The organism is Lichenihabitans sp. Uapishka_5, from assembly GCF_033947565.1.
Lineage (GTDB): Bacteria > Pseudomonadota > Alphaproteobacteria > Rhizobiales > Beijerinckiaceae > Lichenihabitans.
In genome coordinates this window covers 25,643-51,029 of record NZ_JARPVX010000022.1, presented here as the reverse complement: position 1 = coordinate 51,029, position 25,387 = coordinate 25,643, and the positions used below count along the sequence as shown (strand labels likewise).

The window sequence follows — 25,387 nt, the reverse complement described above, 5'->3', positions numbered from 1 at the left end:
GGCTCCGTGGGAATCCACTGTCTCTGAACTACGCACATTCCGTCCACACGGCCTAGCATCGAGCCATAAGGTCGCTGTCACGCGAGCCGGATCTCGTCGAACGCGTACCCCGGACCCGCACTCATTTAGTTGAGCAGGCGCGGCGGAGCGACGGAACGCAACTGCGGACTTGTAGGAGCGGTGACTTTCATCGGCGGAACTCCAAAATTATCTGATGGAGCACCGCCGGAGAGCGTCGGAGTTCCTCGAATGTTCGGGCATTCCGCCATTATTGTTTTGTTTTCCGTCGGAGTGCTCGCGGACTCGGTCTTGGAAGCATCGCGGAATGCCGGGCAAGCCCGCGGAAGTAAGTCGTTAGTTCGGCGGCGCCCATCTCGTCAGGTGTCCAGTCGTAGGCATGCTCATCGGAGTCGTATTCTCATTCCTGAAGCGGAAGAACCTTCATCTCTGGCTGAACGCTTGTTGACCTAATTCAAAGCGGATGCTCCGATCTCGGCAGGATTGATGTGAATCGCAGGCCATTGCACAACGTTCGGGGAGCCAGCTGCGAGGCTTACCGAATTGGGAAATCCGTCGGGCGAGACGACGCGACAAGATGGCCGAGAAGGAGGTTGAGCATTAGGATGATTGAGGAACCCACATCAATAACCGCCGAACTAGCCGTCATCCCGGCGGAGATGCTCGCCATGTACGCCGACGGGGCCAAGAAGAACGTTACCGCGCTCGCGCAGATGATCGACGCCGTGGGTGCGCTTCGGGAGGGGTACGAGACGTTGTACGGTGGGGCGCAGGGTGAGGCGGCTGACGAGCTCCTCCTCCGCAGCGACCATCTCTGCGTGTCGCTCACGATGGCGAACCTTGACACGGCCAGTGACCGGGCGAAACGCGACGCGATCCTGGCCAGGGCCCTTCGATCCCGGCGATTGCCCATGGGACCGGTCGCGCGCAGCATCGTCGAGGGCCGGAAGGCCTTCGACCGGCCGCGAGGGACCTCTAGGTTCTGGAGGGCGCAGCCGCATGCGGAGACCGAGTTCGAGATCGACGCCTTCATCTGCGCCAACCTATTCGACCCGTCCGAGGCCGACACGTCGGACCCCACGTCTCTGCTCGGGCTCGTGCGGAGGTTCGAGGTCGCGCAGGAGCATCTCGACGCCCTTCATGACGCGGGAGACGAGAGGGGGTGGGGATGCCAGGAGCACTGCAGGAACGTGCACGTCCTGATCTGTCTCACGCGCGCGTCCGATCTCAGGGAGGCGGTGGTGAAGGTCAACTGCCTCGTCGGTCTGTGGAGGGCGTCCTACCAGCACAACGCACGGGTCTACCTCGTCTGCGAAGTGGCCATCCGCGCCGAACTCGATCGCTGGAACGGGTCCGGGTCCCCGACCATCTCGTCGCGGTCGCATTGATCACGTGCAACCGTTGCCCGACCTGCGTTGTTGGCGCGCAACGGACGTTGGCGCATTGAAGCCGGAAAGCCTGACGCGTCGCGGGCTTCGAAGGGCTTCCGCTTGAACCAGGTACCATTTGTCGCCGTTCGGCGGAACGGGGCCGACGCGGAACCGGCGAGCGCCAGCTAGGGTGCTACCGTCGCCTCATGCGAGCGGGACGTTCGCTTGGGAAGGCGCTCGAGTGATGCGTCGTGCTGACGTTATTGGGGGTGCATGCCGTTCGCCTCCGAGGCGAGCGAAGGTCCGTAGTCAGATCATCGCAGCCGGTCCTCTGCGGACCGATCAGGCGTACGGCTCATCTTGATCAGGACAGGTCGCGATGCCGTTGGCGGCCTTTGCGGATCTGGCGGCTGAGTCGATCGGGAGGCCGCGCGTAAGCAGAACCCATGAATCTACCACTTCGATCAATCGTTGTTCCGTGATGTCGGCCTGATGCCTGATCTGTCACGAGCCGCTCCTGCTCCACTGTCCCGCGTCGATGCCGAGCTTATGCGTAGAGGTTGCTCGAAGCCGGTGACATTCCCCGGATTGAACTGATCGCTGCTATTGAAATTAAAATCAAAAGATATATTTCAATTAAACGAGCATCGGGCTCGAACACGGTCTCAGTGAGATCGTTTGAATCGCGCACTTTGGTGATGGTCTCTTAACCTGATCTTGGCCTTCCCAGAGCCGGCAACGTTTCCGCAATCACCCAGGCGTCAATGTCAACCGACGAGGGCTCGAGACGTGGGAAGAACGGAATCCGATGCTCGTCCGCGACGTGGGCCCCGGAGGAAGCATGACCGTTCGGCAGGATCTCGGCCTTACGGAGTTCGCGAGGCTGAAGGACTTGCTGCCGCAACTCGAGCACCTGATCTCGCGCAAGACGGTCGAGCGGCGCCTTGTCGAAGGCTTGGTTCCCTCGGCCGAGAAGGGACCAGACGGTCATTGGATCGTCCACGTGCCGACGCTGCGGGCCTGGGTCCTGGGCAAGTGGCCGCCGAAGGGGGAGGGGATCGGGATCGCACGGAGCGTTCCGTCCGTGACGCCCGCGTCGATTCAGGCAGACTCCGTCGCGTCCCGGCAGTTCGAGCGGCGCCTCGCGGCTCTCCACGACGTAGGGGAGGGGGTCGGCCCGGACGGCGCCGCTATGGCGTCGGCGGCTCCCCCGCGAGGCGTGATCCGACACTGGGTGCGGGTGTCATTGGGAATGTGGAGGGAGCAGCATGCCAATCTACAAGCGGAAAGATAGCATCTACTGGTACGTGCTATTCCGTGACGCTGACGGTCTGGAGCACCGCCTATCGACCGAGATCCCGTCGACCCCGAAGAACAGGCAGGCCGCCGAGGCGCGAGGTGACGAGCTTCGTGCCGAGGTCAACGCGCGCTCGAAGGCGGCGCATTCCACTTCCTTGCGAGGAGCCGTGGTCGCGTTCATCGACGGGGCGCAACGGCGGGCGAAGCCCATCAAAGCGTCGACGGCCTCGCATTACGCGCAAATGCTCGCGGGCCCGGTCACGTGGTTCGAGCGCCGGGGCTTCGACCGGATCGCCCACCTGACGACCGAGAACCTGACGGCCTACGTGCGGGAGGCCAAGAGGCGGACACCGGACATCCAGATCAGGCGTCAACTGACCGCGTTGGCGTCGCTCGTGCGCTACGTCACGGGGTCGAGCGACTTCGAGGGCAAGCCCGATCCCAACGCCGTGCGGCTTGTGCCCAAGGAGGACCTCGCGGACGTGACCGATCGACCGCGGTCGATCGAACGCGACGAGCTTGATCGCGTCCTCTCCGCCGCAGCGACGCATCGCGACCCGTTCTGGCGCCGCTTCGTGCTGCTCGTCGCGGGCACCGGCATGCGGCACGAGGAGGCGCTGGGCCTCGAGTGGGGTGAGGTCGACCTCGACGGACGTCGCATCCGGCTGCGACCGGAACGCGTCAAGACCGGCGTCGGACGCACCATCCCGCTGTCATCGGTCGTCTTCGAGGCGATCGGCGCGGTGCCGCGGGCCCCGGATGGGCATCACGTCTTCGTCAACCCGGACACCGGGCAGCGGTACGTGAACGTTCAGAAGGGGTGGCGCGGCATCCGCAAGAGGGCCGGCCTGCCGAAGCTTCGGCTACACGACCTGCGACACACATTCCAGCACCTTGCGCGCGACTCGGGGATGAGCGAAGAGGATCGCATGACGATCGCGGGGCACAGTTCTGAGGTCGTCCACCGTCAGTACGCGAAGGGCGGCACGGCGGGATTGCAGGAGGAGATGGAGAAGCATTCGCCACTTGCCGGGGGCAAGCGTCGCACATATAAAAACACAGTGACAACACAGGAGCCGAAGTCTTCGCCACCCAAAAGGCGTAAGAAGCCGGAATCCTGAGTGTACGGGGTATAGCGCAGCCTGGTAGCGCGATAGTTTTGGGAACTATAGGTCGCAGGTTCGAATCCTGCTGCCCCGACCACGCACCGATTTGCAACACGACGAATTTCAGGCACAATCGGCGAAGGCCGCCGGGGCCAGACGGAACGGGGTCAGGGTAGCCGACGATATGCTTGCACGCATCTACAAGCCGGCCAAAGGCGCTACGTCGTCGGGAAGTGGGCGCACCAAGACCTGGATGCTCGAATACGAGCGCACCGTGGCGCGTGAGATCGAGCCGCTGATGGGCTGGACCAGCTCCAACGAAACGTCGTCCCAGATCAAGATTCCTTTCGACAGCAGGGAAGACGCCGTGGCCTTCGTGGAGAAGCTCGGCATCGCCTATCGGGTCGAGGAGCCGAAGCCCGATCCGGTGCGCCGGGGCCTTTCCTATTCGGACAACTTCAAGTCCACCCGCACGGGCGCCTGGACGCATTGATCCTGGGCGAAACCGGGCTCCGTAGCTCAGTTGGATAGAGCAGCCGCCTTCTAAGCGGCAGGTCGCAGGTTCGAATCCTGCCGGAGTCGCCAATCGGTCGTCGGCCCTTGGAGGCCGCGGCTTCGGGGTCCGGCGGTTCGATCCCGTTCGGCCCTTCAGCCAGAAGACATGATGTGACCATCTCCTCCGTTCTTGCAGATCCCGCGGCACCTCGCCGGCGCTGGGCCGCCTTGTTGCTGGTGTTGGCCACCCTGGCGCTTTACCTGCCGGGCTTGGCCAGCCTGCCGCCGATGGATCGCGACGAGCCCCGCTTCGCACAGGCCAGCAAGCAGATGCTGGAAACCGGCGACTTCGTCGACATCCGCTACCAGGACGAGGCCCGCAACAAGAAGCCGGTCGGCATCTACTGGCTGCAGGCCGGGGCGGTCTCGCTCGGCCAGGCACTCGGGGTCGCGGACGCGCGGCGGACCATCTGGCTTTACCGGCTGCCGTCGCTGTTCGGCGCCATCCTGGCCGTGCTCGGTGCCTATTGGGTCGGGCTTGCGGTGACGACACGCAGGGCCGCTTTCCTGGGCGCGCTGTTGTTTGCCGCGACCGTGATCCTGACGGTCGAGTCGCATCTGGCCAAGACCGATGCCGTGTTGTGCGCCACCGTGGTCTGGGCCATGGGAGCGCTGCTGCGCATCTATCTCGGCAGCCGCGATCGCGGAGCACCCGCCGTCGCGCCGTGGCTGCCGGCCGTGTTCTGGACCGCGATCGGCCTCGGTATCCTGGTCAAGGGGCCGATCACCCCCATGGTGCCGGCCTTTACGGTCGTGGCGCTGGTGCTGCGTGACCGTTCGGGCCGCTGGCTCTGCGCCTTGCGGCCCGGTCTCGGCCTCGCCTGGGTGCTGCTTCTGGTGCTGCCCTGGCTGGGGCTGATCCTCGTACGAACGCATGGCGCCTTCCTGGCTGATTCGGTGGGCCACGACATGCTGGGCAAGGTCGGCGGGGCGCAGGAATCGCACGGGGCGCCGCCCGGCACCTATCTGCTGGCCTTCTGGGCTACGGCCTGGCCGATGGCGCCTTTCGCGGCGCTGGCGGCGCCCGGCGCCTGGCGCCGCCGCGGCGAACCGGCCGTGTTCTTTCTGCTGGCCTGGATCGTGCCGACCTGGCTGTTGTTCGAGATCGTCACCACCAAGCTGCCCCATTACGTCATGCCGACCTATCCGGCCGTGGCGATCCTGGCGGCCCTGGTGCTGGAAGCGCCCGGCGCGCTGCGGGCGCCGGGCAAGCCTGGGCGGGTGGGGGCCGTGGTGCTGGCTATCCTGTTTGGGCTGTTGCCCCTCGGCCTCGCGGTGGTGCTCGCATTCGGGCACGGATTCTTGTGGGACGCCTTGTCGCCGGGCGCGCTGGTGCTCGGGCTGCTGGCCACCGTGGCCGCAGCCGCGCTTGCCGGTACCGCTTGGGTGCAGGTCCGGCGCGGGGCCTTCGCGCCAGCCGCCATGGCGGCCGTGGGGGCCGCCTTTGTGGTCAACCTGTTTGTTCTCGGCTTCCTGCTCACGCCGGCCGCATCACCGCTACTGGCCGTGTCACGCCACACGGCCCTGGCCGGGCGCGAGGCTACGCCGGCCGAGTGCGCCGGCATGACCTATGCGAGCGTCGGCGATCATGAGCCGAGCCTCGTGTTCCTGACGGGCACGAGCCTGCAGCTCACTGATGCCGCGGGCGCCGCGCGTTTTCTGCAGGGTGGGGATTGCCGGGGTGCCTTCGTGGAGGCCCGCACGGAAGCGGCCTTCCGGGCGGCGCTCGGCGACCTCGCGGGCGTCCACCTGGCAAGCCGGGTGGCCGGCACAGCCATCAACGGCGGCAAGCATCTCGACATCGGCATCTATGTGAGGCAGAGAAGCCAGCCATGACGACGCGGCCACCTGCTTCCGTCCCCCTCGACGCTGGGTCGCCAGGATCCGTGCTGGCCGAGGGTCCGCCACGGTTGCGTCCTGTGCCCACGATCGCGATGATCTGCGCCCTGGCGACGGTGGTGTGCGTGCTTTGCGCGCTGCTGGTCGATGTTCCCGTGGCGCGGCTCGCCCTGCAAACGCCGCCCGACCTTCGCGCCATCGCCCAGGTGTTCAGCGACATCGGGCTGTCGGGCTATATGCTGGGCCTGTCGGGCCTGATCGCTGCGGCGGCCTTCCTGACGCTTCGCCGGTATCGGTCCCACAAGCGGCGGTCGCTGCTGCGGCTGCTTGGCGAACGGGCTTTCTTTGTTTTCGCGGCCGTGGCGCTGTCGGGCATCGCGGTGCAGATCATCAAGCACGTGGTCGGGCGCGCGCGTCCCAAGGCGATCGGCAGCCTCGACGCGTTCCATTTCGACCTGTTCTCCATCAAGGCGAGCCTCGCGAGCTTCCCGTCGGGCCATTCCACCTCCATCTTTGCGCTCGCGGCGGCGCTCGGGCTCATTGCGCCGCGCTTGCGCGTGCCGGCCTTCGGCCTGGCTATGCTGGTGGCTCTGGCCAGGGTGGTGCTGGCGGCTCATTACGCCAGCGACATCGTGGCGGGCGCAACGCTCGGCGTGGTGACCACGCTTGCCATCGCGGGTGTCTTCGCCAATCGGTCGATCGCCTTCACGCGCCGCGACGGTGTGGTGCGGCTGAAGGGACGCGGCGTGATCTGGTCGGCCTTGCGGCTGCGGGCTTGCGGCACGGGGCAGGCAGCATGACGATGTCCGAATCCGAAATCCCCGGCGTCACCGTGGTGGTGCCGGTCCGCAACGAAGCCGGCAACATCGCGCCGCTGGTCGACGAGATCGAGGCCGCCATGCGGGCGGGCGGACCTTTTGAGGTGATCTATGTCGACGACGGATCGAGCGATGCCACAGGCGCCGAGCTCGAACGCCTCGAGGCGACCCGGCCCTGGCTGCGCCACCTGACCCACGTGCGCTCCTGCGGCAAGTCCGCGGCGGTGCGCAACGGCGTCAAGGCGGCGCGCGCGTCCATAATTGCTACCCTCGATGGCGACGGCCAGAACGATCCCGTCGCGATCCCTCGCATGGTGGCCGAACTGCGCGACGCTGGCCCGCATTGCGGCCTCGTGGCGGCGCAGCGTCTCGGCCGGCAGGACACCGCCTTCAAGCGCCTGCAATCCAAGGTCGCCAATGTGGTGCGTGAAGCCTTTTTGGACGATGGCACGCGTGATACCAACTGCGGCCTGAAATGCTTTCCCCGGCAGGTCTACCTCGATCTGCCGTTCTTCGACGGGCTGCATCGCTTCCTGCCGGCGCTGGTGCGTCGCGACGGCTATGCGATCTCGCTGATCGACGTGGTGGACCGGCCGCGGCTGAGCGGCGTGTCCAACTATGGCTTCTTCGATCGGCTGTGGGTTGGCATCTCGGACCTTGCGGGGGCGAGCTGGCTCATCCGCCGCCGCAAGAAGATCCCCGAACTCGTCGGGAGTCCGCCCCGTGCTGTATGACTGGACCAATCAGACGGGCCAGTTCCTTTACGAGGTGTTCGTCCAGAAATTCGACTTCTGGTTCGCCTTCGGGCTTTTGGCCCAACTGGTCTTCACCGGCCGCTTCATGGTGCAGTGGATCGCCAGCGAGCGCGAAGGCAAGAGCGTCGTTCCCGTCGCCTTCTGGGTGCTGTCGCTCGTCGGCGGGCTGATGACGCTGGTCTACGGTTTGGAGCGCCGCGATGCGATCATCATCCTGGGCCAGGTCTTCGCCAACGTCATCTACCTGCGCAATCTGGTGCTGATCGCCAAGTCGCGCCGCCGCGCCGGCGCCAAACCGGCCTGACCTCAGGCGGCCTCGCCCCAGCCGGCCTGATCCTTCAGGCGGCTTCGCCCCGAAGCCGCGCAAAGCCGCGGTCGAGGTCGTCCTGCAGGTCCTCGACGTTTTCGAGCCCGATCGAGAAGCGCAGCGCCGGGCCGCCCGGCGCCCAGGCGCTGGCGGTGCGGTAGGAGCGGCAGTCGAACGGCACCACCAGGCTCTCGAAGCCGCCCCAGCTATAGCCGAGGCCGAACAATTCCAGCCCGTCCAGCATCGCCGCCACGGCAGCGTCGGCGGCGGGCATGAGGATCACCGAAAATAGGCCGCTCGATCCCGCGAAGTCGCGTTGCCAGATCGCGTGGCCGGGGAACTCGGGCAGCGCCGGGTGCAGCACGCGGGCGACCTCCGGCCGTGCTTGCAGCCATCGCGCCATCGCGAGCCCTTGCCGCTCGGCTTCGCGCAGGCGCAGCTCCATGCTGCGCAGCCCGCGCAAACCGAGGAACACGTCCTCCGGGCCGGCGCACATCGCAAAGGCGTCGAAGGTATCCCGCAAGGCGGGCCAATACCGGGCATTGGCGCTGGTCAGCCCCAGCAGCAGGTCCGAATGGCCCGACAGATATTTGGTGCCGGCCTCGATCACGATGTCGACGCCATGCCGGTGGGCCGGAAACAACAGCGAGGTTGCCCAGGTGTTGTCCATCACGACGGGCACGTCGCGGGCATGGGCCATCGCCACGATGCCGGGCACGTCCTGCATGTCGAGGCTCTGCGAGCCCGGCGCCTCGACGAACACCATGGCGGTTTCGGGACGCAGCAGCGCCGCGACGCCGTCGGGCGAAAGTCCCGGGTCGTAATAGGTGGTCTCAACGCCCATGCGACGCAGCACGTCGTCGCAGAACTTGCGGATCGGCTGATAGGCCGCATCCGTCACCAGAATGTGGCTCCCGGCCCGCGTTACGGCCAGGAACGCCACCGTCACGGCGGCCAGCCCCGACGGCGTCAGCACGGTGCCGGCCGCGCCCGCGATCTCGGTCCAGGCGCGCTCGAGCGCTTCCGTGGTGGGGGTTCCCTTGGTGCCGTAGGTGAAACGGGACTCGGATCGCCCATGCAGGGCATCCGTGGTTTCAAACAACACCGTCGAGCCGCGATAGATGGGCGTGTTGACGAAGCCATGCTGTTCGAAGGGTTCACGCCCCGCATGCACCAGCCGGGTGCGTGACCGCAGGGCGGCCCGGGTGCCTTCGCTCAGCGTCTTCATGGCGGCGTCCGTTCGAGTCGCCGCCTCGCTTGCGGCGGCCCCGTGTCGGCCGCCCGTCCTGGCGCGTCAAGCACCAAGCCAAGGCGGCAGCTTGTCCGGTTCCCTTACCCGAGCCCGGCTCTGCCGCCGCGAGCAGGGGACACGATCCCGCAGGGCCTTGACCCTGGTATGGAAACTGCTTCGTATGTTGCCACGGGGGCGGGCCTGCCGCCTCGGCGGGCCGAAAGCCTGTCGGATCAGGGAGCGTCGGTGCGCATGCTTAAATTTGCGGCAGGTTTGTTGGGTTTGGCGGCGTGCGTCGGCGCCACGGGGGCACAAGCCGGCACGCTCGACACGGTGAAGAGCCGCGGTCAGCTGATCTGCGGCGCCAACACGGCCCTGGCGGGCTTCGGCATTCCGGATTCGAGCGGCGGCTGGACGGGCCTCGACGTCGATTATTGCCGCGCCATCGCGGCCGCGGTGCTGGGCGACCCGACCAAGGTCAAGTTCATTCCACTCAACGCCAAGGATCGGTTCCCGGCCCTGCAGTCGGGCGAGGTCGATGTGTTGATCCGCAACACCACCTGGACCACGTCGCGCGATTCCAACCAGGGCTTCCTGTTCGCCGCCACCGACTTCTACGACGGCCAGGGCTTCATGGTGCGTAAGAAGCAGAACGTATCGTCGGCCAAGGAACTCGACGGCGCCTCGATCTGCGTGCAGCAGGGCACCACGACCGAACTCAACCTCGCCGATTATTTCCGCTCCAACAACATCAAGTATGACAGCGTCGCCTTCCAGGACGAGGACGTGGCTCTGAAGGCCTTCGAGTCGGGCCGCTGCGACGCCTTCACGACCGATTCGTCGGGCCTTTATGCCGAGCGCATCCGCCTGACCAACCCCGACGACTATATGGTGCTGCCCGACATCATCTCGAAGGAGCCGCTGGCCTCCGCGGTGCGGCAGGGCGACGACCAGTGGTTTAACGTGGTGCGCTGGTCGTTCTACGCCATGCTGAACGCAGAAGAAGCGGGCGTTACCTCGAAGAACGCCGACGACATGCTGAAGTCCCAGGACCCCAACATCCGCCGCATGCTCGGCGTCGAAGGCGACCAGGGCAAGGGGCTCGGGCTCGACAACAAATGGGCCTACAACATCGTCAAGATGGTCGGGAACTACGGCGAGATCTTCGACAAGAACGTCGGCGACGGGTCTGCGCTGAAGATCAAGCGTGGCCAGAACGCGTTGTGGAACAAGGGTGGCCTGCAATATGGCCCGCCGATCCGCTGATCCGCGGCGCTGATCCCTCTGGCCGGGCGCTTTCGAGCGTCCGGCCGACGCTTCCGGCAGCCGAAAGCCTGACAACCGCATGACCGATCTGGCCGAAACCGCACGACCGGCGCGAAGCTCGGCGCTGAACGACCCCAAGCTGCGCGCCTTCGCGTATCAGGCGCTGTTGGTTATCGCCGTGTTGTTCCTGGTGATCAGCGCCGGGGGCGAAGCGGTATCGAACATGCGGCAGCGGGGCATCCCGCTGACCTTCGACTTCTGGAACCAGGTGTCGGGTTTCGACATCAACCAGACGCTGATCCCCTATACGAACCAATCCACCTACGGGCAGGCCTTCTGGGTCGGGCTCTGCAACACCCTGTTGGTGGCGGCGCTTGGCATCGTCCTGGCCACCGTCATCGGCTTTGCGGTCGGCATCGCACGGTTGTCGCACAACTGGATCGTCGTCAGTCTCGCCTCGGTCTACGTCGAGGTGCTGCGCAACATCCCGCCGCTGCTGGTTCTGTTGTTCATCTACAATGCGGTGTTGAAGCCGCTTCCTAATCCGAAGCAGTCGATCGCGCTTCCAGGCAGCATCTTTCTCAACAATCGCGGCATCATCATGCCGGATCCGGTGTTCGGTGCCGGCTCCGGGCTGGTGGCGCTGGCGCTCGTGGCCGGTCTGCTGCTCAGCGTCGCGATGGCGCGCTGGGCGCGGCTGCGGCAGACTCAGACCGGCAAGCAGTTCCCGATCCTGACTGTCGGGCTGGCGCTGACATTCGGCCTGCCGCTGCTGGCCTACCTTGTCATGGGTCGGCCGATCACCTTCAACGTGCCGGTCCTGAAGGGCTTCAATTTCCAGGGCGGCCGGCAGATTTATCCCGAACTGGCGGCGCTATTGTTCGGCCTGTCGGTTTATACCGCCTCCTTCATCGCCGAGATCGTGCGGGCCGGCATCCAGTCGGTGCACCGCGGCCAGTCGGAGGCTGCCCACGCGCTTGGCCTGCCGCATGGGCGCACCACCTGTCTCGTGGTGGTGCCGCAGGCCATGCGGGTCATCATTCCGCCGTTGACGAGCGAATATCTCAACCTCGCCAAGAACTCGTCGCTGGCGGTGTTCATCGGCTACCCGGATCTCGTGCAGGTGTTTTCCGGCACCGTGCTGAACCAGACGGGCGCCGCCGTGCAGGTGATGGCCATCACCATGGCGGTCTATCTGACGATCTCGCTCGTCACCTCCTTTGCCATGAACCTCTTCAACAAGCGCAACGCGCTGGTCGAACGGTAGAACTCCATGAGCGACGTCACCCTCGGCGACACCGCCTACCTGCAGAGCGAACGCGCGCCCGCGCTGCCGCCCCCGAGCGCCACTCGCGGCCCTCTCGGCTGGATGCGGCAGAACCTGTTCTCCTCGCCGGGCTCGACCGCGCTGACCTTGTTGTTTGCGGCTCTGGTGGCCTGGATCGTTCCCGGCATCGTGGACTTCGCGTTGCTGAAGGCCGTCTGGCATGGCGACAGCCCCCTCTGCCGCGCCAATCCGGATGGGGCCTGCTGGCCCTTCATCGCGGAAAAATTCAACTATCTCCGGTATGGCGCCTATCCGATCGATCAACGCTGGCGCGTCGATGTCGTGGAGGTCGTCGGCGCCGTGTTGATCAGCTGGCTGCTGTGGACCGGGGCTCCCCGCCGCAATGTCGCGGCGGTGCTGTTCTTCCTCGCTTATCCGGTGCTGGCCTTCTTCCTGCTGCGGGGCGCCGCCTGGCTCGGCCTGCCGGTGATCGACACCAGCCTTTGGGGCGGCGTGCTCATCACCTTGCTGATGTCGGTGGTGGGGATCGTCTTCTCGCTTCCCCTGGGCGTGCTGTTGGCGCTCGGCCGCCGTTCCGACATGCCGATGGTGAAGGCGGCCTGCATCACCTTCATCGAGTTCGTGCGCGGCGTGCCGTTCATCATCGTGTTGTTCATGGCCAATTTCATGCTGCCGCTCTTCGTGCCGGACTGGCTGACGCCCGACCGGCTGCTGCGGCCGCTGATCGGCACCATGATGTTTGCGGCCGCCTATATGGCCGAGATCGTGCGGGCCGGCCTGCAGGCGATGCCGAAGGGCCAGTACGAGGGCGCCCACGCGCTCGGCCTCGGCTATTGGCCGACCATGCGCCTCGTGGTGCTGCCGCAGGCGCTCACCACCGTCATCCCGGGCATCGTCTCGACCTTCATCGGCCTGTTCAAGGACACGACGCTGGTGGCCATCGTCGGCATCGCGGACTTTCTGCGCACCGTCGAAAGCGCACGGCTCGACCCGAACTGGGCCGGCCCCTCGATTTCGCCGACCGGATACCTGTTCGCGGCGATCTTCTATTGGGTCTTCTGCTTCGGCATGTCCCGCTATTCGCTCGCCACCGAGCACCGCCTCAACCGCGGCCGCAAGCATTAGAGCACGGGCCCGTGCTCGTTCTTTCACCCTGATGGATGTGGGGAGACCTGCTTCCATCCACCCGGAGTTCGCCCGATGTCCGCCGTCCCGAACTCGCGTCTCAACGCTGAGCCCGCCATCCGCCTCGAAGGCGTGCACAAATGGTACGGCGAGTTCCACGTCCTGCGGAATCTCAACCTTTCGGTGCGCCAGGGCGAGCGCATCGTCATCTGCGGGCCGTCCGGCTCCGGCAAGTCGACGATGATCCGTTGCATCAACCGGCTCGAGGAACACCAGAAAGGTCGCATCATCGTCAACGGCACCGAGCTTACCACCGACCTGAAGCGCATTGAGGAGGTGCGGCGCGAGGTCGGCATGGTGTTCCAGCACTTCAACCTGTTTCCCCACCTCACCATCCTGGAAAACTGCACCCTGGCGCCGATCTGGGTCCGCAAGATGCCCAAGAAGGACGCCGAAGATCTGGCGATGACCTTTCTGAAACGCGTCCGCATCCCCGAGCAGGCCCACAAATACCCGGGGCAATTGTCGGGGGGGCAGCAGCAGCGCGTCGCCATCGCCCGCTCGCTCTGCATGAACCCGAAGGTAATGCTCTTCGACGAGCCGACCTCGGCACTCGACCCCGAGATGGTCAAGGAGGTGCTCGACACGATGGTGTCGCTCGCCAACGAGGGTATGACCATGTTGTGCGTCACCCATGAAATGGGTTTCGCCCGGCAGGTGGCCGACCGCGTCATCTTCATGGATGCGGGCGAGATCGTCGAGATGAACGCGCCGGCGGAGTTCTTCGCCAACCCGCAGCACGAGCGCACCAAGCTGTTTCTGGGCCAGATCCTGCACTGAGACCGAGCGCCGCCTCCGTCCTCGGCTCCCCTGTCATCCGGAACCCGCATGCCCTTGCACACCGCCGCGCGTCCTTCGGGCAGGCCCAAGCTCGAAGCCAAGGCGGTCGCGGCCGTGGTGCTGGGCAATGCGCTCGAATTCTACGACTTCACCATCTACGCGTTTTTCGCCAAGCCGATCGGTGAAGCCTTCTTCCCGGCCAAGGACGCGACCAGCAGCCTGTTGGCCTCGCTTGCGCTGTTCGGCCTTGGCTATGTCATGCGGCCGATCGGCGGCGTGGTCATCGGCGCCCTGGCCGACCGGGCCGGGCGCAAGCCCGCGATGTTGCTCACCATCGGCCTGATGGCGCTCGGCATGCTGATGCTGGCCGTGACGCCCGGCACCGCGACGCTCGGCTGGCCGGCCCAGGCCATCGTGATCGTGGGACGGCTGATCCAGGGGCTGGCGCTCGGCGGCGAGGTCGGTCCCTCCACGGCCTATCTGTTGGAGGCGGCCCCGCAGGACCGGCGAGGCTTCGTGGCCAGTTGGCAGATCGCCAGCCAGGGCTGCGCCGCGTTGCTGGCCGGTGTGCTGGCGTCCGGGCTGGCTTTCGTGGCCGGCGAGGGCGCCATGGCGGCTTGGGGGTGGCGCGTCATGGTGCTGCTGGGCCTGACTGTGGTGCCGGTGGGGCTGGTGATCCGCAGCCATTTGCCGGAAACCGCCGGTGCCGGCGAGGATCCCCACGCCTCCGCTTCGACGGCCGCGGTGCTGCGCCGCCTGTTGGGCCAGCATGGCCGGCTGCTCGGCCTGATGTTCCTGGTCATCGCGGCCTCGACGGTGTCGAATGCGGTGGGCACCAACATGCCGGTCTACGCCCAGGCGACGCTCGGCCTGACCGAGACGGTCTCGACCGCGGTGCCGATTGCGCTCGGCCTCGCCTCGATCCTGTTCCCGCTGCTGGGCGGCTGGCTGGCCGACCGGGTCGGACGGCGGCCGGTGATGATCTGGCCACGCGCCGTCATCCTGCTGGCGGCCGTGCCGGCCTTTGCCTGGCTGGTGCATCGACCCACCGCCGTGAATGTCTACCTCGTCACCTTCCTGTTCTCGGCCTTGTCGTCGATCAATGCGGCCGCTATCATTGTCGGCATCCCGGAATCGCTGCCGCGCGCCTTGCGCAGCACCGGGCTGTCGATCGTTTATGCGCTGTCGGTGTCGATCTTCGGCGGCAGCACTAACTACCTCGTCAACAAGCTGATCGCAGCCACGGGGGACAAGCTGGCGCCGGCCTATTATCTCGCGGCCTTCAGCCTGGTCGGCACCGTGGCGGCGTTCTTCCTGCCGGAAACGCGGGGCAGGAATCTGGATGCCGAGCCGCAGGGCGGGGCTGCCGCCCTCTAAACCGATCCGCCCCGATCCCCGCAGGTCGTCATTTCGAGCGCAGCGAAGCAATCCAGAACCGCGGCGTCGACTGGATTGCCGCGGCGGCTGTGCCGCCTCGCAATGACGGCCGGAGGGAGTGATGTTCCGGGGCTGGTCCCAGGCTTTCGGCCTTCACCGGAAATCCTCAAGGAGCGGGCTCCCGGGAACCGCCAATTCCTTGAACAAAGTCATGAGGTTACGCCCCTCTCCAGAGGGGCGATGACCAGCCAAGAAAACACTTGCACATGACGGGCGTTGATCCTATCTCCGGTCTTGCCCAAATCGCACGTGCCTGTGGTCGTGGTCGATCGGTGGGAAACCGGACAAGAGGCCGGTGAACCGCCAACGAGATCGATAGCCGGAGCGAACCGGCGAACCCCATCGCAATGGGGGACGCGACTTAAAGCAACGACGGACCGGGCTTTTTCGTCTCCGTTGGCCCTCCAAAGGCCAACACCGAAGAGGCTTGTCTATCTTGCCGGGCGTGCGGAGGGGTTTTCCTTTCCAATCGATGGCTATCCAGACCGCAGGCGGCTTGTGCCGCTCGTCGGAATGAGGAGCCAACGGCGCAGCATCTGATCGGCTCCTGGCCGGGAACGTGGCTTCACCACGCCCTGTCGGCTGGACCGATCATGGTTGGCAAAGCGGAAGCGACCTCGCGTCTCCATCGCGCGGGGAACGGCCGCATGTTGCCGCCTCCCTGTTTTCGACGCTCCAGCACGGGTTCAACCGTGCGGAAGGGATGCCGCCATGACCGATCGTATCCGTGATTTCCTCCGCTCCCGTCGTGAAGACGGCCCCTGCATGGTGCTCGACCTCGACATCGTGCGTGACAATTATGCGTCCTTCGCCAAGGCGTTGCCCGACACGCGCGTGTTCTATGCCGTGAAGGCCAATCCGGCCCCGGAAGTGCTCGACCTGCTGGCCCGCATGGGCTCCTGCTTCGATTGCGCATCCGTGGTCGAGATCCAGCAGGTGCTGGCCACCGGCGCCGGCGCCGATCGCATCTCCTTCGGCAACACGATCAAGAAAGAGCGCGACATCGCTCGGGCTTTCGAGCTCGGCATCCGGCTTTTCGCGGTGGATTGCGAGGCCGAAGTCGAGAAGGTCGCCCGCGTGGCGCCCGGCTCCAAGGTGTTCTGCCGCATGCTCTGCGATGGGGACGGCGCCGAATGGCCGCTGTCGCGCAAGTTCGGCTGCGTGCCCGAGATGGCGACGAGCGTGCTCGAGCACGCGCATCGGCTTGGCCTCGCGGCCTATGGCCTGTCGTTCCACGTCGGCTCGCAGCAGAAAAACCCGCTGATGTGGGACGGCGCGCTCGCGGCGGCCTCGACCGTCTTCAAGGATCTGGCCGAGCGCGGCATCGTGCTGCAGATGGTGAACCTCGGTGGGGGCTTCCCGACCAAGTACCTGAAGGACGTGCCGGCCGTGCGCCGCTACGGCGAGGCGATCTTCGACTCGCTGCGCAAGCACTTCGGCAACCGTATCCCTGAAACCATCATCGAGCCGGGCCGCGGCATGGTGGGCAACGCCGGAATCATCGAGGCGGAGGTGGTGCTGATCTCGAAGAAGAGCCAGGCCGACACGATGCGCTGGGTCTACCTCGATATCGGCAAGTTCAATGGGCTCGCCGAAACCATGGACGAGATGATCCGCTATCCGATCCGCACGGCCTTTGACGGCGATGCCACCGAACCGTGCGTGCTGGCCGGGCCGACCTGCGATAGCGTCGACGTGCTCTACGAGAAGGACCCCTACCTCCTTCCCGTCAGCCTCGAGATCGGCGCCAAGGTGCTGATCGAGGGCACCGGCGCCTATACGACGACCTATTCGGCCGTCGGCTTCAACGGCTTTCCGCCGCTGAAGTCCTACGTGATCTGAGCCTGACAGCCCCTTCTTCCACTGCGGTGGAAGAAGGGGATGAGCGGCTTCGATGGGTCGACCTGACCCATCCGTCGAGCGCGGGATGTGGCGGCTGTCCCTCGTGCCTCGGCCGACGATCGTCGACGCGGTACCGATTTCCCGTATCGGCAGCGAACCGATCACCTGCCTGCGACCCTTGCGGCGCGCCCTTCACAGGTGTGCGCCCGTTCTTCCCTTTTGCCTGGATCACGGTGATGGACGCGACCCCGTCTTCTGCCCTGTCGACTGCCAAAGCGGACTGGTTTCGCGCTTTCCGCCTGATCGCTTCGCCGTTCCGCATCCGTGACGAGCGTGGCGGCGATACCGCGGCCCGCGAAGTGTTGCTGGACACGGCCTTTGGACCGTCCCGGCTTGGCAAGACCTGCGAGCGGCTGCGCGAAGGCCGTCGCGCCGCGTCGGGTCTGAGCTTCGTGGCCGTGGCGGACGGCGTTTTGGTCGGCACGGTGCGGCTTTGGGATGTCGAGATCGGCGATCGGGCGGGCCTTATGCTGGGCCCGATCGCGGTCGATGGCCGCCTGCGCTCGGCCGGCATCGGCCGCGCCTTGATGGACCACGCCCTGCGACGCGCCCGCAAGCTTGGCCACAAGGGCGTCATCCTGGTCGGCGACGCGCCCTATTACGCCCGCTTCGGCTTCGACCCTGCCTTGACGGAAGGGTTCGACCTTCCGGGCCCCGTGGAGCGCGCTCGCTTTCTTGGCCTCGAACTGACGGCCGGCGGCCTCAAGGGCGCGCGGGGCCGGATCGTCGGTACGGGTGCCCTGGTGGAAGACGCTCGCGGCTCGCGCCGGGCGGCGTGATCAGGAACGCTTTCCCCTCCAGACCCCTTCACCGGTGGTCACCGCACAAAAAAGCCCGGCCGCATCGCAGCGGCCGGGCTTTCTCGATCAACCGTAAGCGCTCGGCTCAGTCCTTGGCGCGCTCGACATAGGACCCGTCCTCGGTCTGGATCACCACCCGGGTGCCGGTCGCGATATGGGGCGGCACGCTGGTCTTGACGCCATTCGACAGCTTGGCGGGCTTGTAGGACGAAGAGGCCGTCTGGCCCTTCATGGCCGGCTCGGTCTCCACCACCTCGAGCGTCACCCGGGCCGGGATCTGGATCGCCACGGGCGTGCTGTTGAACACGCTGAGCAGCACCTTCATGCCTTCCTGCAGGTAGGGCTTGGTGTCGCCCACGACTTCCTGCGGCACCACGATCTGGTCGTAGTTCTCGATGTTCATGAACGTCATGCCGTCGCCGTCTTCGTAAAGGTAGGAGAACTCCTGGTCTTCCACGAAGGCTCGCTCCACCTGCTCGGTGGTCTTGTAGCGGTCCGTCACCTTCACGCCGTCGCTCATGCGCCGCATGTCGATCTGGGTGGTGGGGGTGCCCTTGCCGGGGTGGAAGCTTTCCGCGCTGAGCACGATGAAGAGCTGGTTGTCCTTCTCCACCACGTTGCCCTTGCGGAGCGAGCTGGCAATCACTTTCACGAAATTTGTCCTTGGCTGGGGAAGGCGTTAGGAAACCACCGGTGCCGCCTCCCGAGGTGGCCGGCACCATAGCGATTTTTCGCTTCGCCGCCAGTGGGACGGTCCACTGAAACGAGGACCCCGCCTTGGCTGCCGCATCCCCGTTCTGGGCCCCGCACGTGCACGAGGATCGACGGCCGCGCTTGCTGGCCCGCAACGCCGTCCTGCGGGCCGTGCGTGAGCATTTCGACACCCAAGGCTTCGTCGAGGTCGATACGGCCACGCTGCAGGTGTCGCCCGGCAACGAGGCCCATCTGGCGGCCTTTGCCACGGACCTGGTGCGGCCGGGCGGCGGCACCCATCCGCTCTACCTGCACACGTCGCCGGAATTCGCGATGAAGAAGCTGCTGGCCGCCGGCGAGCCGCGCCTCTTTACCCTGGCCAAGGTGTTCCGCAACGCCGAGCGCTCGGCCTTGCACCACCCCGAGTTCACCATGCTGGAATGGTACCGGGCGGGGCAGCCCTATGACGATCTGATGCACGATTGCACGGCGCTGCTGGCGACCGCCGCGGCCGTCACGGGGCAGCCGCTATGGCGGTTTCGCGGGCGGAGCGCCGATGCCACGCTGCCGCCGGAGCGGCTTTCCGTGGCCGATGCCTTCACCCGCCATGCCGGCATCGACCTGCTGGCCACCCTCGACGGGCCGCACGGCGATCGGGCTGCCCTGGCCGCGGCCGCTGGTCGGGCGGGCATCCGCGTCGCGGGAGATGACGACTGGTCCGACATTTTTGCGCGCATTCTGGCCGAGCGGGTGGAGCCCCACCTCGGCCTCGGCCGATCGACGATCCTCGACCGCTATCCGAGCGTCGAGGCGGCCCTGGCCCGCCCGTGTGCCGATGACGCGCGCGTGGCCGAACGCTTCGAGCTTTATGTGTGCGGGGTCGAACTCGCCAACGGCTTTGGCGAGCTGACCGATGCCGCCGAGCAGCGCCGCCGCTTCACGGCCGAGATGGACCTGCGCGAGGCGCGATACGGCGAACGCTATCCGTTCGATGAGGATTTCCTGACGGCGCTTGCGGCCATGCCGGCCGCGAGCGGCATCGCGCTCGGCTTCGACCGTCTCGCCATGCTGGCGGTCGGCGCCGCGCGGGTCGATCAGGTCATGTGGGTGCCGGTGGTCGATCCGGAGGCTTTCCCGTGACGCTGCGCAGCCCCGCTGCCCTGCTGGAAGCCGGCCTGATCGAGGCCGCGGCCCTGCCGGCCCTGACCCGCGTGGCGGAGCGCTATGCGGTGGCCATCACGCCGGCGGTCGCGGCCCTGATGGAGCCCAACGATGCCGGCGATCCCCTGGCCCGGCAGTTCGTGCCCACGACGGCCGAACTTCATACGCGACCCGAAGAACGCCTCGACCCGATCGGTGACGAGGTCCACAGCCCCGTGCCCGGCATCGTGCACCGCTACCCGGACCGCGTGTTGCTCAAGTTGCTGCACGTGTGCCCGGTGTATTGCCGGTTCTGCTTCCGTCGGGAGGTGGTCGGGCCGGACGGCGAAGGGACGCTCGATGCCGAGGCGGTCGATCGGGCTCTGGCCTATGTCGCGGCGCATGCCGAGATCTGGGAGGTGATCCTCACTGGCGGCGACCCGCTGGTGTTGTCGCCGCGACGCCTCGGCGCCGTGCTGGAACGGCTCGGCACCATGGCGCATGTCAAGGTGGTGCGCCTGCATAGCCGCGTGCCCGCTGTGGCGCCGGAACGCATCGGGCCCGCCCTGGTGGCGGCGCTGAAGCGCTTTCCCGGCGCCGTCTTCGTGGCGCTGCACGCCAATCATCCGCGCGAGTTCACGCCAGACGCCCGCGCCGCCTGCGGCCGCCTCGTCGATGCCGGCATTCCCATGCTGAGCCAGAGCGTGTTGCTGCGCGGCGTCAACGACGATCCCGCCACCCTGGAGGCGCTGATGCGTGCCTTCGTGGAAACGCGCATCAAGCCTTATTACCTGCATCATGGCGACCTGGCCCCGGGCACGGCGCAGTTCCGCACCACGGTGACCGACGGACGGGCCCTGGTGGGGGAGTTGCGGGGCCGGGTGTCGGGGCTCTGCCAACCGACCTATGTGCTCGATATCCCCGGCGGCCACGGCAAGGCGGTGTTGGCCGCCAGCACGGCCGAGCCGGACGGGCAGGGCGGCTGGTCGGTGTGCGACCGGCACGGGCGGATGCACGCTTATGCGGATGTGGTCGACGAGGACGCGGCGCCCGAGACGGGCTGGCCCGCGTAAGCCGACAGCCAGAAGGGTGCCTTGCCATGCCACGCCTTTTCACGGGTCTCGAGATCCCGCCGAGCCTCGCGGCGGAACTGACGTTGATGCGTGGCGGGCTGGCGGGCGCCCGGTGGATCGACCCGGAGAATTACCACATCACGCTGCGGTTTATCGGCGACATCGACCTGCCGACCGCCCGCGAGGTGGCGCAAGGACTCGACGAGATTCGGTGCGAGGCCTTTCCGGTGGTGCTTGAAGGGCTCGGCGCCTTTGGCGGCGACAAGCCCCGCTCCATCGTGGCCAAGGTGCAACCAAGCCCGGCGCTCCTCGATCTGCAGGCCGAGCAGGAACGGCTGATGCGCCGCCTCGGCCTGCCGGCCGAACCGCGCCGTTTCGTTCCGCACGTGACCTTGGCGCGACTGCGGGGTGTGCCGGGGATCGCGGTGGCGGATTACCTCGGCCATCGCGGCTTCCTCAGCCGGCGCTTCACGGCCGAGCGCTTCGTGCTGTATTCGGCGCGCGACTCGGTTGGCGGCGGTCCCTACATAGCAGAAGAGGCCTATCCTTTCGGATAAGCCTCTTCTGATCGACGATCGAGGGTGGGGCCGCGGCCCCGACCAGCTTACTCGAAGTGGTAGGCGAGGCCGACGCGGCCGAGGTTCGCGTCGTAGTCCTGCTTCGTGTTGAGGCCGTTCAGGTGGATGGTCGAGTTGCTGAACGAGAAGTCGTGGATGTATTCGGCACGCACCGAGATGCGCTGCGAGATGCGGTAGTCGACACCGCCGCCCGCCGTAATGGCATCCACCGGAACGCGGCCGACCTGCGAGCCCGTCGTCAGGTCGCGCTGCTCGTTGCGGGTGAAGTCGACACCCGCCGCGAGGAACGGCAGGATGTTGCCGAATGCGTAGCCGACGCGGCCGCGGACATCGGCGCGGACGTATTCGCGGAAGTCGGTGCGGTTGGTCGTGCCGGGGACGCTGCCGTGGCCGGTGGCATCGCCGATCATGGTGCTGCCGTCGAGGCCGAGCATCACCTTGTTGTTGTAGAACATGAAGTTGGTGCCGGCATAGATGCCGCCGAAGCCGCCTTCCGCGCTACCGTGCGACGTGGCGCCGTTGCGCTTGTCGTGGGTGGACACGGAATCATAGGCCCCGATGATACCGCCGTAACCGCCGGCCCAGTTGACGTTGCCGAGCGCGTCGCCGTAGGGGCGCGGCGGCGTGTCACCGAAGCGGTAGATGGCCGAAGCGCGGACGATGTTGGAGCTGGTCTCGGTCCGGAACTGCTGCACGCCGGGGCCACCCCCGCCAAGCGTGAAGGTCTGGCTCGGCAGCTCGTCGTGGATGTATTCCACGCGGAAGATCAGCGGCCCGAAGATGGCGCCAATGTTGTAGGGCAGGAAGCGCAGGTACTGGCTCGGGTCGATCTTGGCCTGCACGCCGGCGCCGGCCGTCCAGCCCACCGAGCGCTTGTCTTCGCCGAAGTAGTTGGCGGGGTTCGGGGTCGACACGTACGTTTCGTTGATCACGGCGCCGCCGGCCACGAAGGGCATCCACCAGCCCATGTCGTAGCCCACGATGGCGCGCAGGCGCACATCGTCGAGCGTGTCGACGCGGCTCGCGTTCAGCCCGGCCTGGCCCGGCACGGTACCGCGCACGACGTTGAGGTCGATGCTGGCCTCGCCGCCGATCACGAAGCGGTTGGCCTGGAAGTTATAGCCGATCAGGGCGCCGCCGATCTGGCCGTCGATATCGCGGCTGCGCGACGTCGTTTGGCGGGTGCGGGCCTCAGTGAAGCTGTAGCCGTAGGTGGTGCCGACATACAGGCCTTCCCAACCCGCGAGGGTCGGCAGGATCGGCGGCGGCGGCGGAGCGACACGGCTCGGAAGGTCGGCCGCCATCGCGGTCGAAAGGGCCATCGTGCCGGCAAGGGCCGTTGCTGCGATGAGAGTGAGCTTGGTCATACGCCGTCCTGAATCCGCTTACGCGCTTGTTCAGAAAACTACATCGAAGGCCCGGTTGATCGAAGTGGTTTCCGGTGCTCCGCCGCGAACGGCGCGACGCTGTGGCATTTAAGGCTCATGCGTGGGGCCAAGCTGCTGATTCGGCAGCAAACATTCACCATTGGTTAAGGCTGTCGCAGGGGCGCGCTCGAGGCTGAAGACGCCGAAAGGCTGTTCGTGCCCCTTCACCAGGTGATCGCCGCGCCACGTCGCCGCGACGCCGGGCGGCAGGGCCGGCAGGCGGTGGAGGAGGTCGGACGAGATCAAAGCCGCACTGCCGATCGGGCGGCACAGCGATTCGATGCGGGCGGTGGTGTTCACCACATCGCCGAAATAGCTGATCTTGTGCCGGTCGACGCCGACCTCGGCGGTCACGATGGACCCCCCGTGCAGGGCCGCGTGAAAGCGCGGCACCTGGCCGAAGCGCCGGATCCAGGTGTCGCGCTCGGCCTCGATCGCATCCAGGATGGCGAACACGCAGGCGGCACAACGCGCCTCGGCCAGCCCCCGCGCTTCCGGCCAGGTGATCATCACCATGTCGCCGACGTAATCGTCGATGGCGCCCTTGTGGCGCAGCACGGGTGCCGCGATGGCGGCGAAGATGGCGCCCAGATAGGCCTGAGCCCGCAGGTCGCCGTGCTGGCGCGCAAAGGCCGTCGATCCCACGACATCGAGGAACAGGAAGATGCGGCGCTCTTCCACGGGCTTGTGGTAGCGCCCGAGCAGCAGGCTGGTGAACACCTCGTGCCCGAGCAGGTCGCGCACGCGCGTCAACGTCACCAGCACGGCGCCGATCAGCAGTGCGTAGAGCAGTTGTACCGGTGTCGGGATGGCGGCCCTGACCCAGGAGCCGGGCGACAGGCCCAGCTGCCAGCAGGCCGTGCCGCCGATGACGAAGCCGACCAGCGCCAGAAGCACCGTCATGGCCTCCATCACGGGGATGAAGATCGGCGTCGGCCAGCGTCGCAGCTTGGTCTGGAAACCGCCGAGGATCAGTCCGCGCTCGAAGCCGGAGATGCACAGCGCGATGCAGCCGCCGTAGATGGCCCCCGCCCAATAGGAGGATGCCTCGGCCAGCATGGTGTAGAGCAGCCCGGAGCCGGCCCCGAACAGCGCGATGGCGAGCAGGAACGGGATGGCGCGGCCGGCCGGCATGCGACCCGCCGCCATCCTAGCGCCGACCGCGGCGTGGATGGGACAGCGGGATGCCGGCGTCGCTCACGACCGGTAGTCGCCGTTGATCTCCACATAGGCCTTGGTGAGGTCGCAGGTCCACACCGTGGCCTTGCCGTCGCCGAGCCCGATCTCGACCCGGATCGCGATCGCGTCGTTGCGCATATAGGCCGAGGTGGTGGCCTCGCTGTAGGCGGGGTCACGTTCGCCATCGAGCGCGACCCGCGTGTCGCCGAAGAAGATCGCCAGCCGATCGCGCTCGGCCCGCTCGCCCGCCTTGCCGACCGCCATGACGATGCGGCCCCAATTGGCGTCCTCGCCGCCGACCGCCGTCTTCACCAGCGGCGAATTGGCGATCGACAGCGCGATACGCTTGGCGGCGGCGTTTGTTTCGGCCCCGTTCACCGTCACGGCGATGAACTTGCGGGCGCCTTCGCCATCCTTCACCACCTGATGGGCGAGGTCGAGCAGCAGGTCGTCGAGCGCCTGCGCGAAGCCGGTGAGGCGCGGATCCTCCACGCTGTCGATGGTCGGCGCTCCCCTCGCCGCAGCGGCGCCGGTGGCGAAGATCATCAGCGTATCGGAGGTGGAGGTGTCGCTGTCGACCGTGATGGCATTGAACGAGGTTTTGACGCTCCGCGACAACAGCGCCTGCAGCACGGGCGCCGCGATCGGGGCGTCGGTGAAGACGAAGCTCAACATGGTGGCCATGTCGGGCGCGATCATGCCGGCGCCCTTGGCGATGCCGTTCAGGGTCACGGGTGTGCCGCCGAGGTCGGTCGTGGCGGTGGCGACCTTCGGATAGGTGTCGGTCGTCATGATGGCGCGGGCCGCCTCCGCGACGCCATCGGCCTCGGCCGAACGCGCGAGGTCGCCCAGCACGCCGCCGAAGCGTTCGGCCGGCAGGGGTTCGCCGATGACGCCCGTCGAGGCGAGAAAGATCTCGGCTTGCGTCGCCCCGGTGGCTTGGCTGGCGAGCTGCGCGGTCAACGCCGTGGCCTCGATGCCCTTGCGGCCCGTGAAGGCATTGGCATTGCCGGAATTGACCACCAGGGCCCGGGCACGACCGGCGGCCAGATTGGCGCGGCACCAGTCGACCGGCGCCGAGGGGCATTTCGAGGTGGTGAAGACGCCTGCCACCGCTGTGCCTTCGTCGAACAACACCAGGGTGACGTCGGTGCGCCCCTTATACTTGATACCTGCGGCGCCGCTCGCGAAACGGACGCCCGCCACGGGCGGCATGGCCGGCATCGCGGTCGGGGCGAGGGGCGAAACGGGAACGGCGGGCGCCATCGGGGTCACCTAGCGAGGGTCGCTTCCGTCATTCCGGACGGAGCAGAACGGAGATCCGGAACCGGGAGCCTCGAT

At 66.7% G+C, this 25,387-nt stretch carries 23 protein-coding genes and 2 tRNA genes; 20 read left to right on the top strand and 5 right to left on the bottom strand.

Annotation, left to right across the window (positions count from 1 at the left end):
* Positions 1-623: 623 nt before the first annotated feature.
* From P7D22_RS10675 to P7D22_RS10630, 10 genes are all read left to right on the top strand, one after another.
* The gene (locus P7D22_RS10675; protein ID WP_319934211.1) at positions 624-1,406 is read left to right on the top strand and encodes a hypothetical protein; all 783 of its coding nucleotides are present in this window, start codon (positions 624-626) and stop codon (positions 1,404-1,406) included.
* An 823-nt stretch (positions 1,407-2,229) separates the two neighbouring features.
* Positions 2,230-2,682, top strand: a complete 453-nt coding sequence (locus tag P7D22_RS10670; RefSeq protein ID WP_319934210.1) for a hypothetical protein — start codon at positions 2,230-2,232, stop codon at positions 2,680-2,682.
* Between the two features lie 172 nt (positions 2,683-2,854).
* Positions 2,855-3,808: a tyrosine-type recombinase/integrase gene (locus P7D22_RS10665; RefSeq protein WP_319934209.1), complete on the top strand. Its 954-nt coding sequence runs from the start codon at positions 2,855-2,857 to the stop codon at positions 3,806-3,808.
* Positions 3,809-3,813: 5 nt separating this feature from the next.
* Positions 3,814-3,890 (top strand) — tRNA-Pro (locus tag P7D22_RS10660).
* A gap of 87 nt (positions 3,891-3,977) precedes the next feature.
* Positions 3,978-4,286: an ETC complex I subunit gene (locus tag P7D22_RS10655; RefSeq protein ID WP_319934208.1), complete on the top strand. Its 309-nt coding sequence runs from the start codon at positions 3,978-3,980 to the stop codon at positions 4,284-4,286.
* Positions 4,287-4,301: 15 nt separating this feature from the next.
* Positions 4,302-4,378 (top strand) — tRNA-Arg (locus P7D22_RS10650).
* Positions 4,379-4,459: 81 nt separating this feature from the next.
* A complete protein-coding gene (locus P7D22_RS10645) occupies positions 4,460-6,184 on the top strand; it encodes an ArnT family glycosyltransferase (protein ID WP_319934207.1) in 1,725 nt (574 codons plus the stop codon).
* Between the two features lie 83 nt (positions 6,185-6,267).
* On the top strand, positions 6,268-6,987 hold the full coding sequence (locus P7D22_RS10640) for a phosphatase PAP2 family protein (protein WP_319934206.1): 720 nt from the start codon (positions 6,268-6,270) through the stop codon (positions 6,985-6,987).
* Positions 6,988-6,989: 2 nt separating this feature from the next.
* A complete protein-coding gene (locus P7D22_RS10635) occupies positions 6,990-7,739 on the top strand; it encodes a glycosyltransferase family 2 protein (protein WP_319934205.1) in 750 nt (249 codons plus the stop codon).
* Positions 7,729-8,064, top strand: a complete 336-nt coding sequence (locus tag P7D22_RS10630) for a lipid-A-disaccharide synthase N-terminal domain-containing protein (protein ID WP_319934204.1) — start codon at positions 7,729-7,731, stop codon at positions 8,062-8,064. The genes P7D22_RS10635 and P7D22_RS10630 overlap by 11 nt, the downstream gene beginning before the upstream one ends.
* A 34-nt stretch (positions 8,065-8,098) precedes the next feature.
* Here P7D22_RS10630 and metC read toward each other — a convergent pair whose 3' ends face one another.
* Positions 8,099-9,295 (bottom strand): cystathionine beta-lyase, encoded by a 1,197-nt coding sequence (gene metC, locus P7D22_RS10625; protein ID WP_319934203.1) that lies wholly within the window; start codon positions 9,293-9,295, stop codon positions 8,099-8,101.
* Positions 9,296-9,550: 255 nt separating this feature from the next.
* On the opposite strand from metC, the gene P7D22_RS10620 reads away from it, so the two are divergent.
* From P7D22_RS10620 to P7D22_RS10590, 7 genes are all read left to right on the top strand, one after another.
* On the top strand, positions 9,551-10,564 hold the full coding sequence (locus P7D22_RS10620; protein WP_319934213.1) for an amino acid ABC transporter substrate-binding protein: 1,014 nt from the start codon (positions 9,551-9,553) through the stop codon (positions 10,562-10,564).
* Positions 10,565-10,643: 79 nt separating this feature from the next.
* Positions 10,644-11,831, top strand: a complete 1,188-nt coding sequence (locus tag P7D22_RS10615; RefSeq protein ID WP_319934202.1) for an amino acid ABC transporter permease — start codon at positions 10,644-10,646, stop codon at positions 11,829-11,831.
* 6 nt (positions 11,832-11,837) lie between these two features.
* Positions 11,838-12,977 carry an amino acid ABC transporter permease gene (locus tag P7D22_RS10610; RefSeq protein WP_319934201.1) on the top strand — a complete coding sequence of 380 codons (1,140 nt, stop codon included), beginning with the start codon at positions 11,838-11,840 and terminating at the stop codon, positions 12,975-12,977.
* 75 nt (positions 12,978-13,052) lie between these two features.
* Positions 13,053-13,817 (top strand): amino acid ABC transporter ATP-binding protein, encoded by a 765-nt coding sequence (locus tag P7D22_RS10605; protein ID WP_319934200.1) that lies wholly within the window; start codon positions 13,053-13,055, stop codon positions 13,815-13,817.
* Positions 13,818-13,865: 48 nt separating this feature from the next.
* A complete protein-coding gene (locus tag P7D22_RS10600) occupies positions 13,866-15,194 on the top strand; it encodes an MFS transporter (protein WP_442916074.1) in 1,329 nt (442 codons plus the stop codon).
* 771 nt (positions 15,195-15,965) lie between these two features.
* On the top strand, positions 15,966-17,096 hold the full coding sequence (locus P7D22_RS10595; protein WP_319934199.1) for a type III PLP-dependent enzyme: 1,131 nt from the start codon (positions 15,966-15,968) through the stop codon (positions 17,094-17,096).
* A gap of 236 nt (positions 17,097-17,332) precedes the next feature.
* On the top strand, positions 17,333-17,935 hold the full coding sequence (locus P7D22_RS10590; RefSeq protein WP_319934198.1) for a GNAT family N-acetyltransferase: 603 nt from the start codon (positions 17,333-17,335) through the stop codon (positions 17,933-17,935).
* A 106-nt stretch (positions 17,936-18,041) separates the two neighbouring features.
* Here the strand turns inward: P7D22_RS10590 and efp are convergent, their stop codons facing one another.
* A complete protein-coding gene (gene efp, locus P7D22_RS10585; protein ID WP_319934197.1) occupies positions 18,042-18,608 on the bottom strand; it encodes an elongation factor P in 567 nt (188 codons plus the stop codon).
* A gap of 125 nt (positions 18,609-18,733) precedes the next feature.
* Here efp and epmA point away from each other — a divergent pair, with 125 nt between their 5' ends.
* From epmA to thpR, 3 genes are read left to right on the top strand one after another with little or no spacing between them, the layout of a single operon-like run.
* Positions 18,734-19,789, top strand: coding sequence for an EF-P lysine aminoacylase EpmA (gene epmA / locus P7D22_RS10580; protein ID WP_319934196.1), 1,056 nt, complete (start codon positions 18,734-18,736; stop codon positions 19,787-19,789).
* Entirely contained in the window at positions 19,786-20,862 is a 1,077-nt protein-coding gene (locus P7D22_RS10575; protein WP_319934195.1) for a lysine-2,3-aminomutase-like protein, read from the top strand. The genes epmA and P7D22_RS10575 overlap by 4 nt, the downstream gene beginning before the upstream one ends.
* Positions 20,863-20,888: 26 nt before the next feature.
* Positions 20,889-21,419 carry an RNA 2',3'-cyclic phosphodiesterase gene (gene thpR, locus P7D22_RS10570; RefSeq protein ID WP_319934194.1) on the top strand — a complete coding sequence of 177 codons (531 nt, stop codon included), beginning with the start codon at positions 20,889-20,891 and terminating at the stop codon, positions 21,417-21,419.
* Between the two features lie 47 nt (positions 21,420-21,466).
* Here the strand turns inward: thpR and P7D22_RS10565 are convergent, their stop codons facing one another.
* The 3 genes from P7D22_RS10565 to argJ form a co-directional block, all read right to left on the bottom strand.
* Positions 21,467-22,807, bottom strand: coding sequence for an outer membrane protein (locus P7D22_RS10565; protein ID WP_319934193.1), 1,341 nt, complete (start codon positions 22,805-22,807; stop codon positions 21,467-21,469).
* A 108-nt stretch (positions 22,808-22,915) separates the two neighbouring features.
* A complete protein-coding gene (locus tag P7D22_RS10560) occupies positions 22,916-24,001 on the bottom strand; it encodes an adenylate/guanylate cyclase domain-containing protein (RefSeq protein WP_319934192.1) in 1,086 nt (361 codons plus the stop codon).
* Between the two features lie 63 nt (positions 24,002-24,064).
* Positions 24,065-25,312, bottom strand: a complete 1,248-nt coding sequence (gene argJ, locus P7D22_RS10555; RefSeq protein ID WP_319934191.1) for a bifunctional glutamate N-acetyltransferase/amino-acid acetyltransferase ArgJ — start codon at positions 25,310-25,312, stop codon at positions 24,065-24,067.
* Positions 25,313-25,387 lie beyond the last annotated feature (75 nt).

Excerpts from the sequence above, each read along its gene's own strand:
- P7D22_RS10675 (WP_319934211.1), top strand. The coding sequence starts at position 624 with ATGATTGAGGAACCCACATCAATAACCGCCGAACTAGCCGTCATCCCG.
- P7D22_RS10670 (WP_319934210.1), top strand. The coding sequence starts at position 2,230 with ATGACCGTTCGGCAGGATCTCGGCCTTACGGAGTTCGCGAGGCTGAAG.
- P7D22_RS10655 (WP_319934208.1), top strand. The coding sequence starts at position 3,978 with ATGCTTGCACGCATCTACAAGCCGGCCAAAGGCGCTACGTCGTCGGGA.
- P7D22_RS10635 (WP_319934205.1), top strand. The coding sequence starts at position 6,990 with ATGTCCGAATCCGAAATCCCCGGCGTCACCGTGGTGGTGCCGGTCCGC.
- metC (WP_319934203.1), bottom strand. The coding sequence starts at position 9,295 with ATGAAGACGCTGAGCGAAGGCACCCGGGCCGCCCTGCGGTCACGCACC.
- P7D22_RS10620 (WP_319934213.1), top strand. The coding sequence starts at position 9,551 with ATGCTTAAATTTGCGGCAGGTTTGTTGGGTTTGGCGGCGTGCGTCGGC.
- P7D22_RS10615 (WP_319934202.1), top strand. The coding sequence starts at position 10,644 with ATGACCGATCTGGCCGAAACCGCACGACCGGCGCGAAGCTCGGCGCTG.
- P7D22_RS10610 (WP_319934201.1), top strand. The coding sequence starts at position 11,838 with ATGAGCGACGTCACCCTCGGCGACACCGCCTACCTGCAGAGCGAACGC.
- P7D22_RS10605 (WP_319934200.1), top strand. The coding sequence starts at position 13,053 with ATGTCCGCCGTCCCGAACTCGCGTCTCAACGCTGAGCCCGCCATCCGC.
- P7D22_RS10600 (WP_442916074.1), top strand. The coding sequence starts at position 13,866 with ATGCCCTTGCACACCGCCGCGCGTCCTTCGGGCAGGCCCAAGCTCGAA.
- P7D22_RS10595 (WP_319934199.1), top strand. The coding sequence starts at position 15,966 with ATGACCGATCGTATCCGTGATTTCCTCCGCTCCCGTCGTGAAGACGGC.
- P7D22_RS10590 (WP_319934198.1), top strand. The coding sequence starts at position 17,333 with ATGGACGCGACCCCGTCTTCTGCCCTGTCGACTGCCAAAGCGGACTGG.
- thpR (WP_319934194.1), top strand. The coding sequence starts at position 20,889 with ATGCCACGCCTTTTCACGGGTCTCGAGATCCCGCCGAGCCTCGCGGCG.
- P7D22_RS10565 (WP_319934193.1), bottom strand. The coding sequence starts at position 22,807 with ATGACCAAGCTCACTCTCATCGCAGCAACGGCCCTTGCCGGCACGATG.
- P7D22_RS10560 (WP_319934192.1), bottom strand. The coding sequence starts at position 24,001 with ATGCCGGCCGGCCGCGCCATCCCGTTCCTGCTCGCCATCGCGCTGTTC.
- argJ (WP_319934191.1), bottom strand. The coding sequence starts at position 25,312 with ATGGCGCCCGCCGTTCCCGTTTCGCCCCTCGCCCCGACCGCGATGCCG.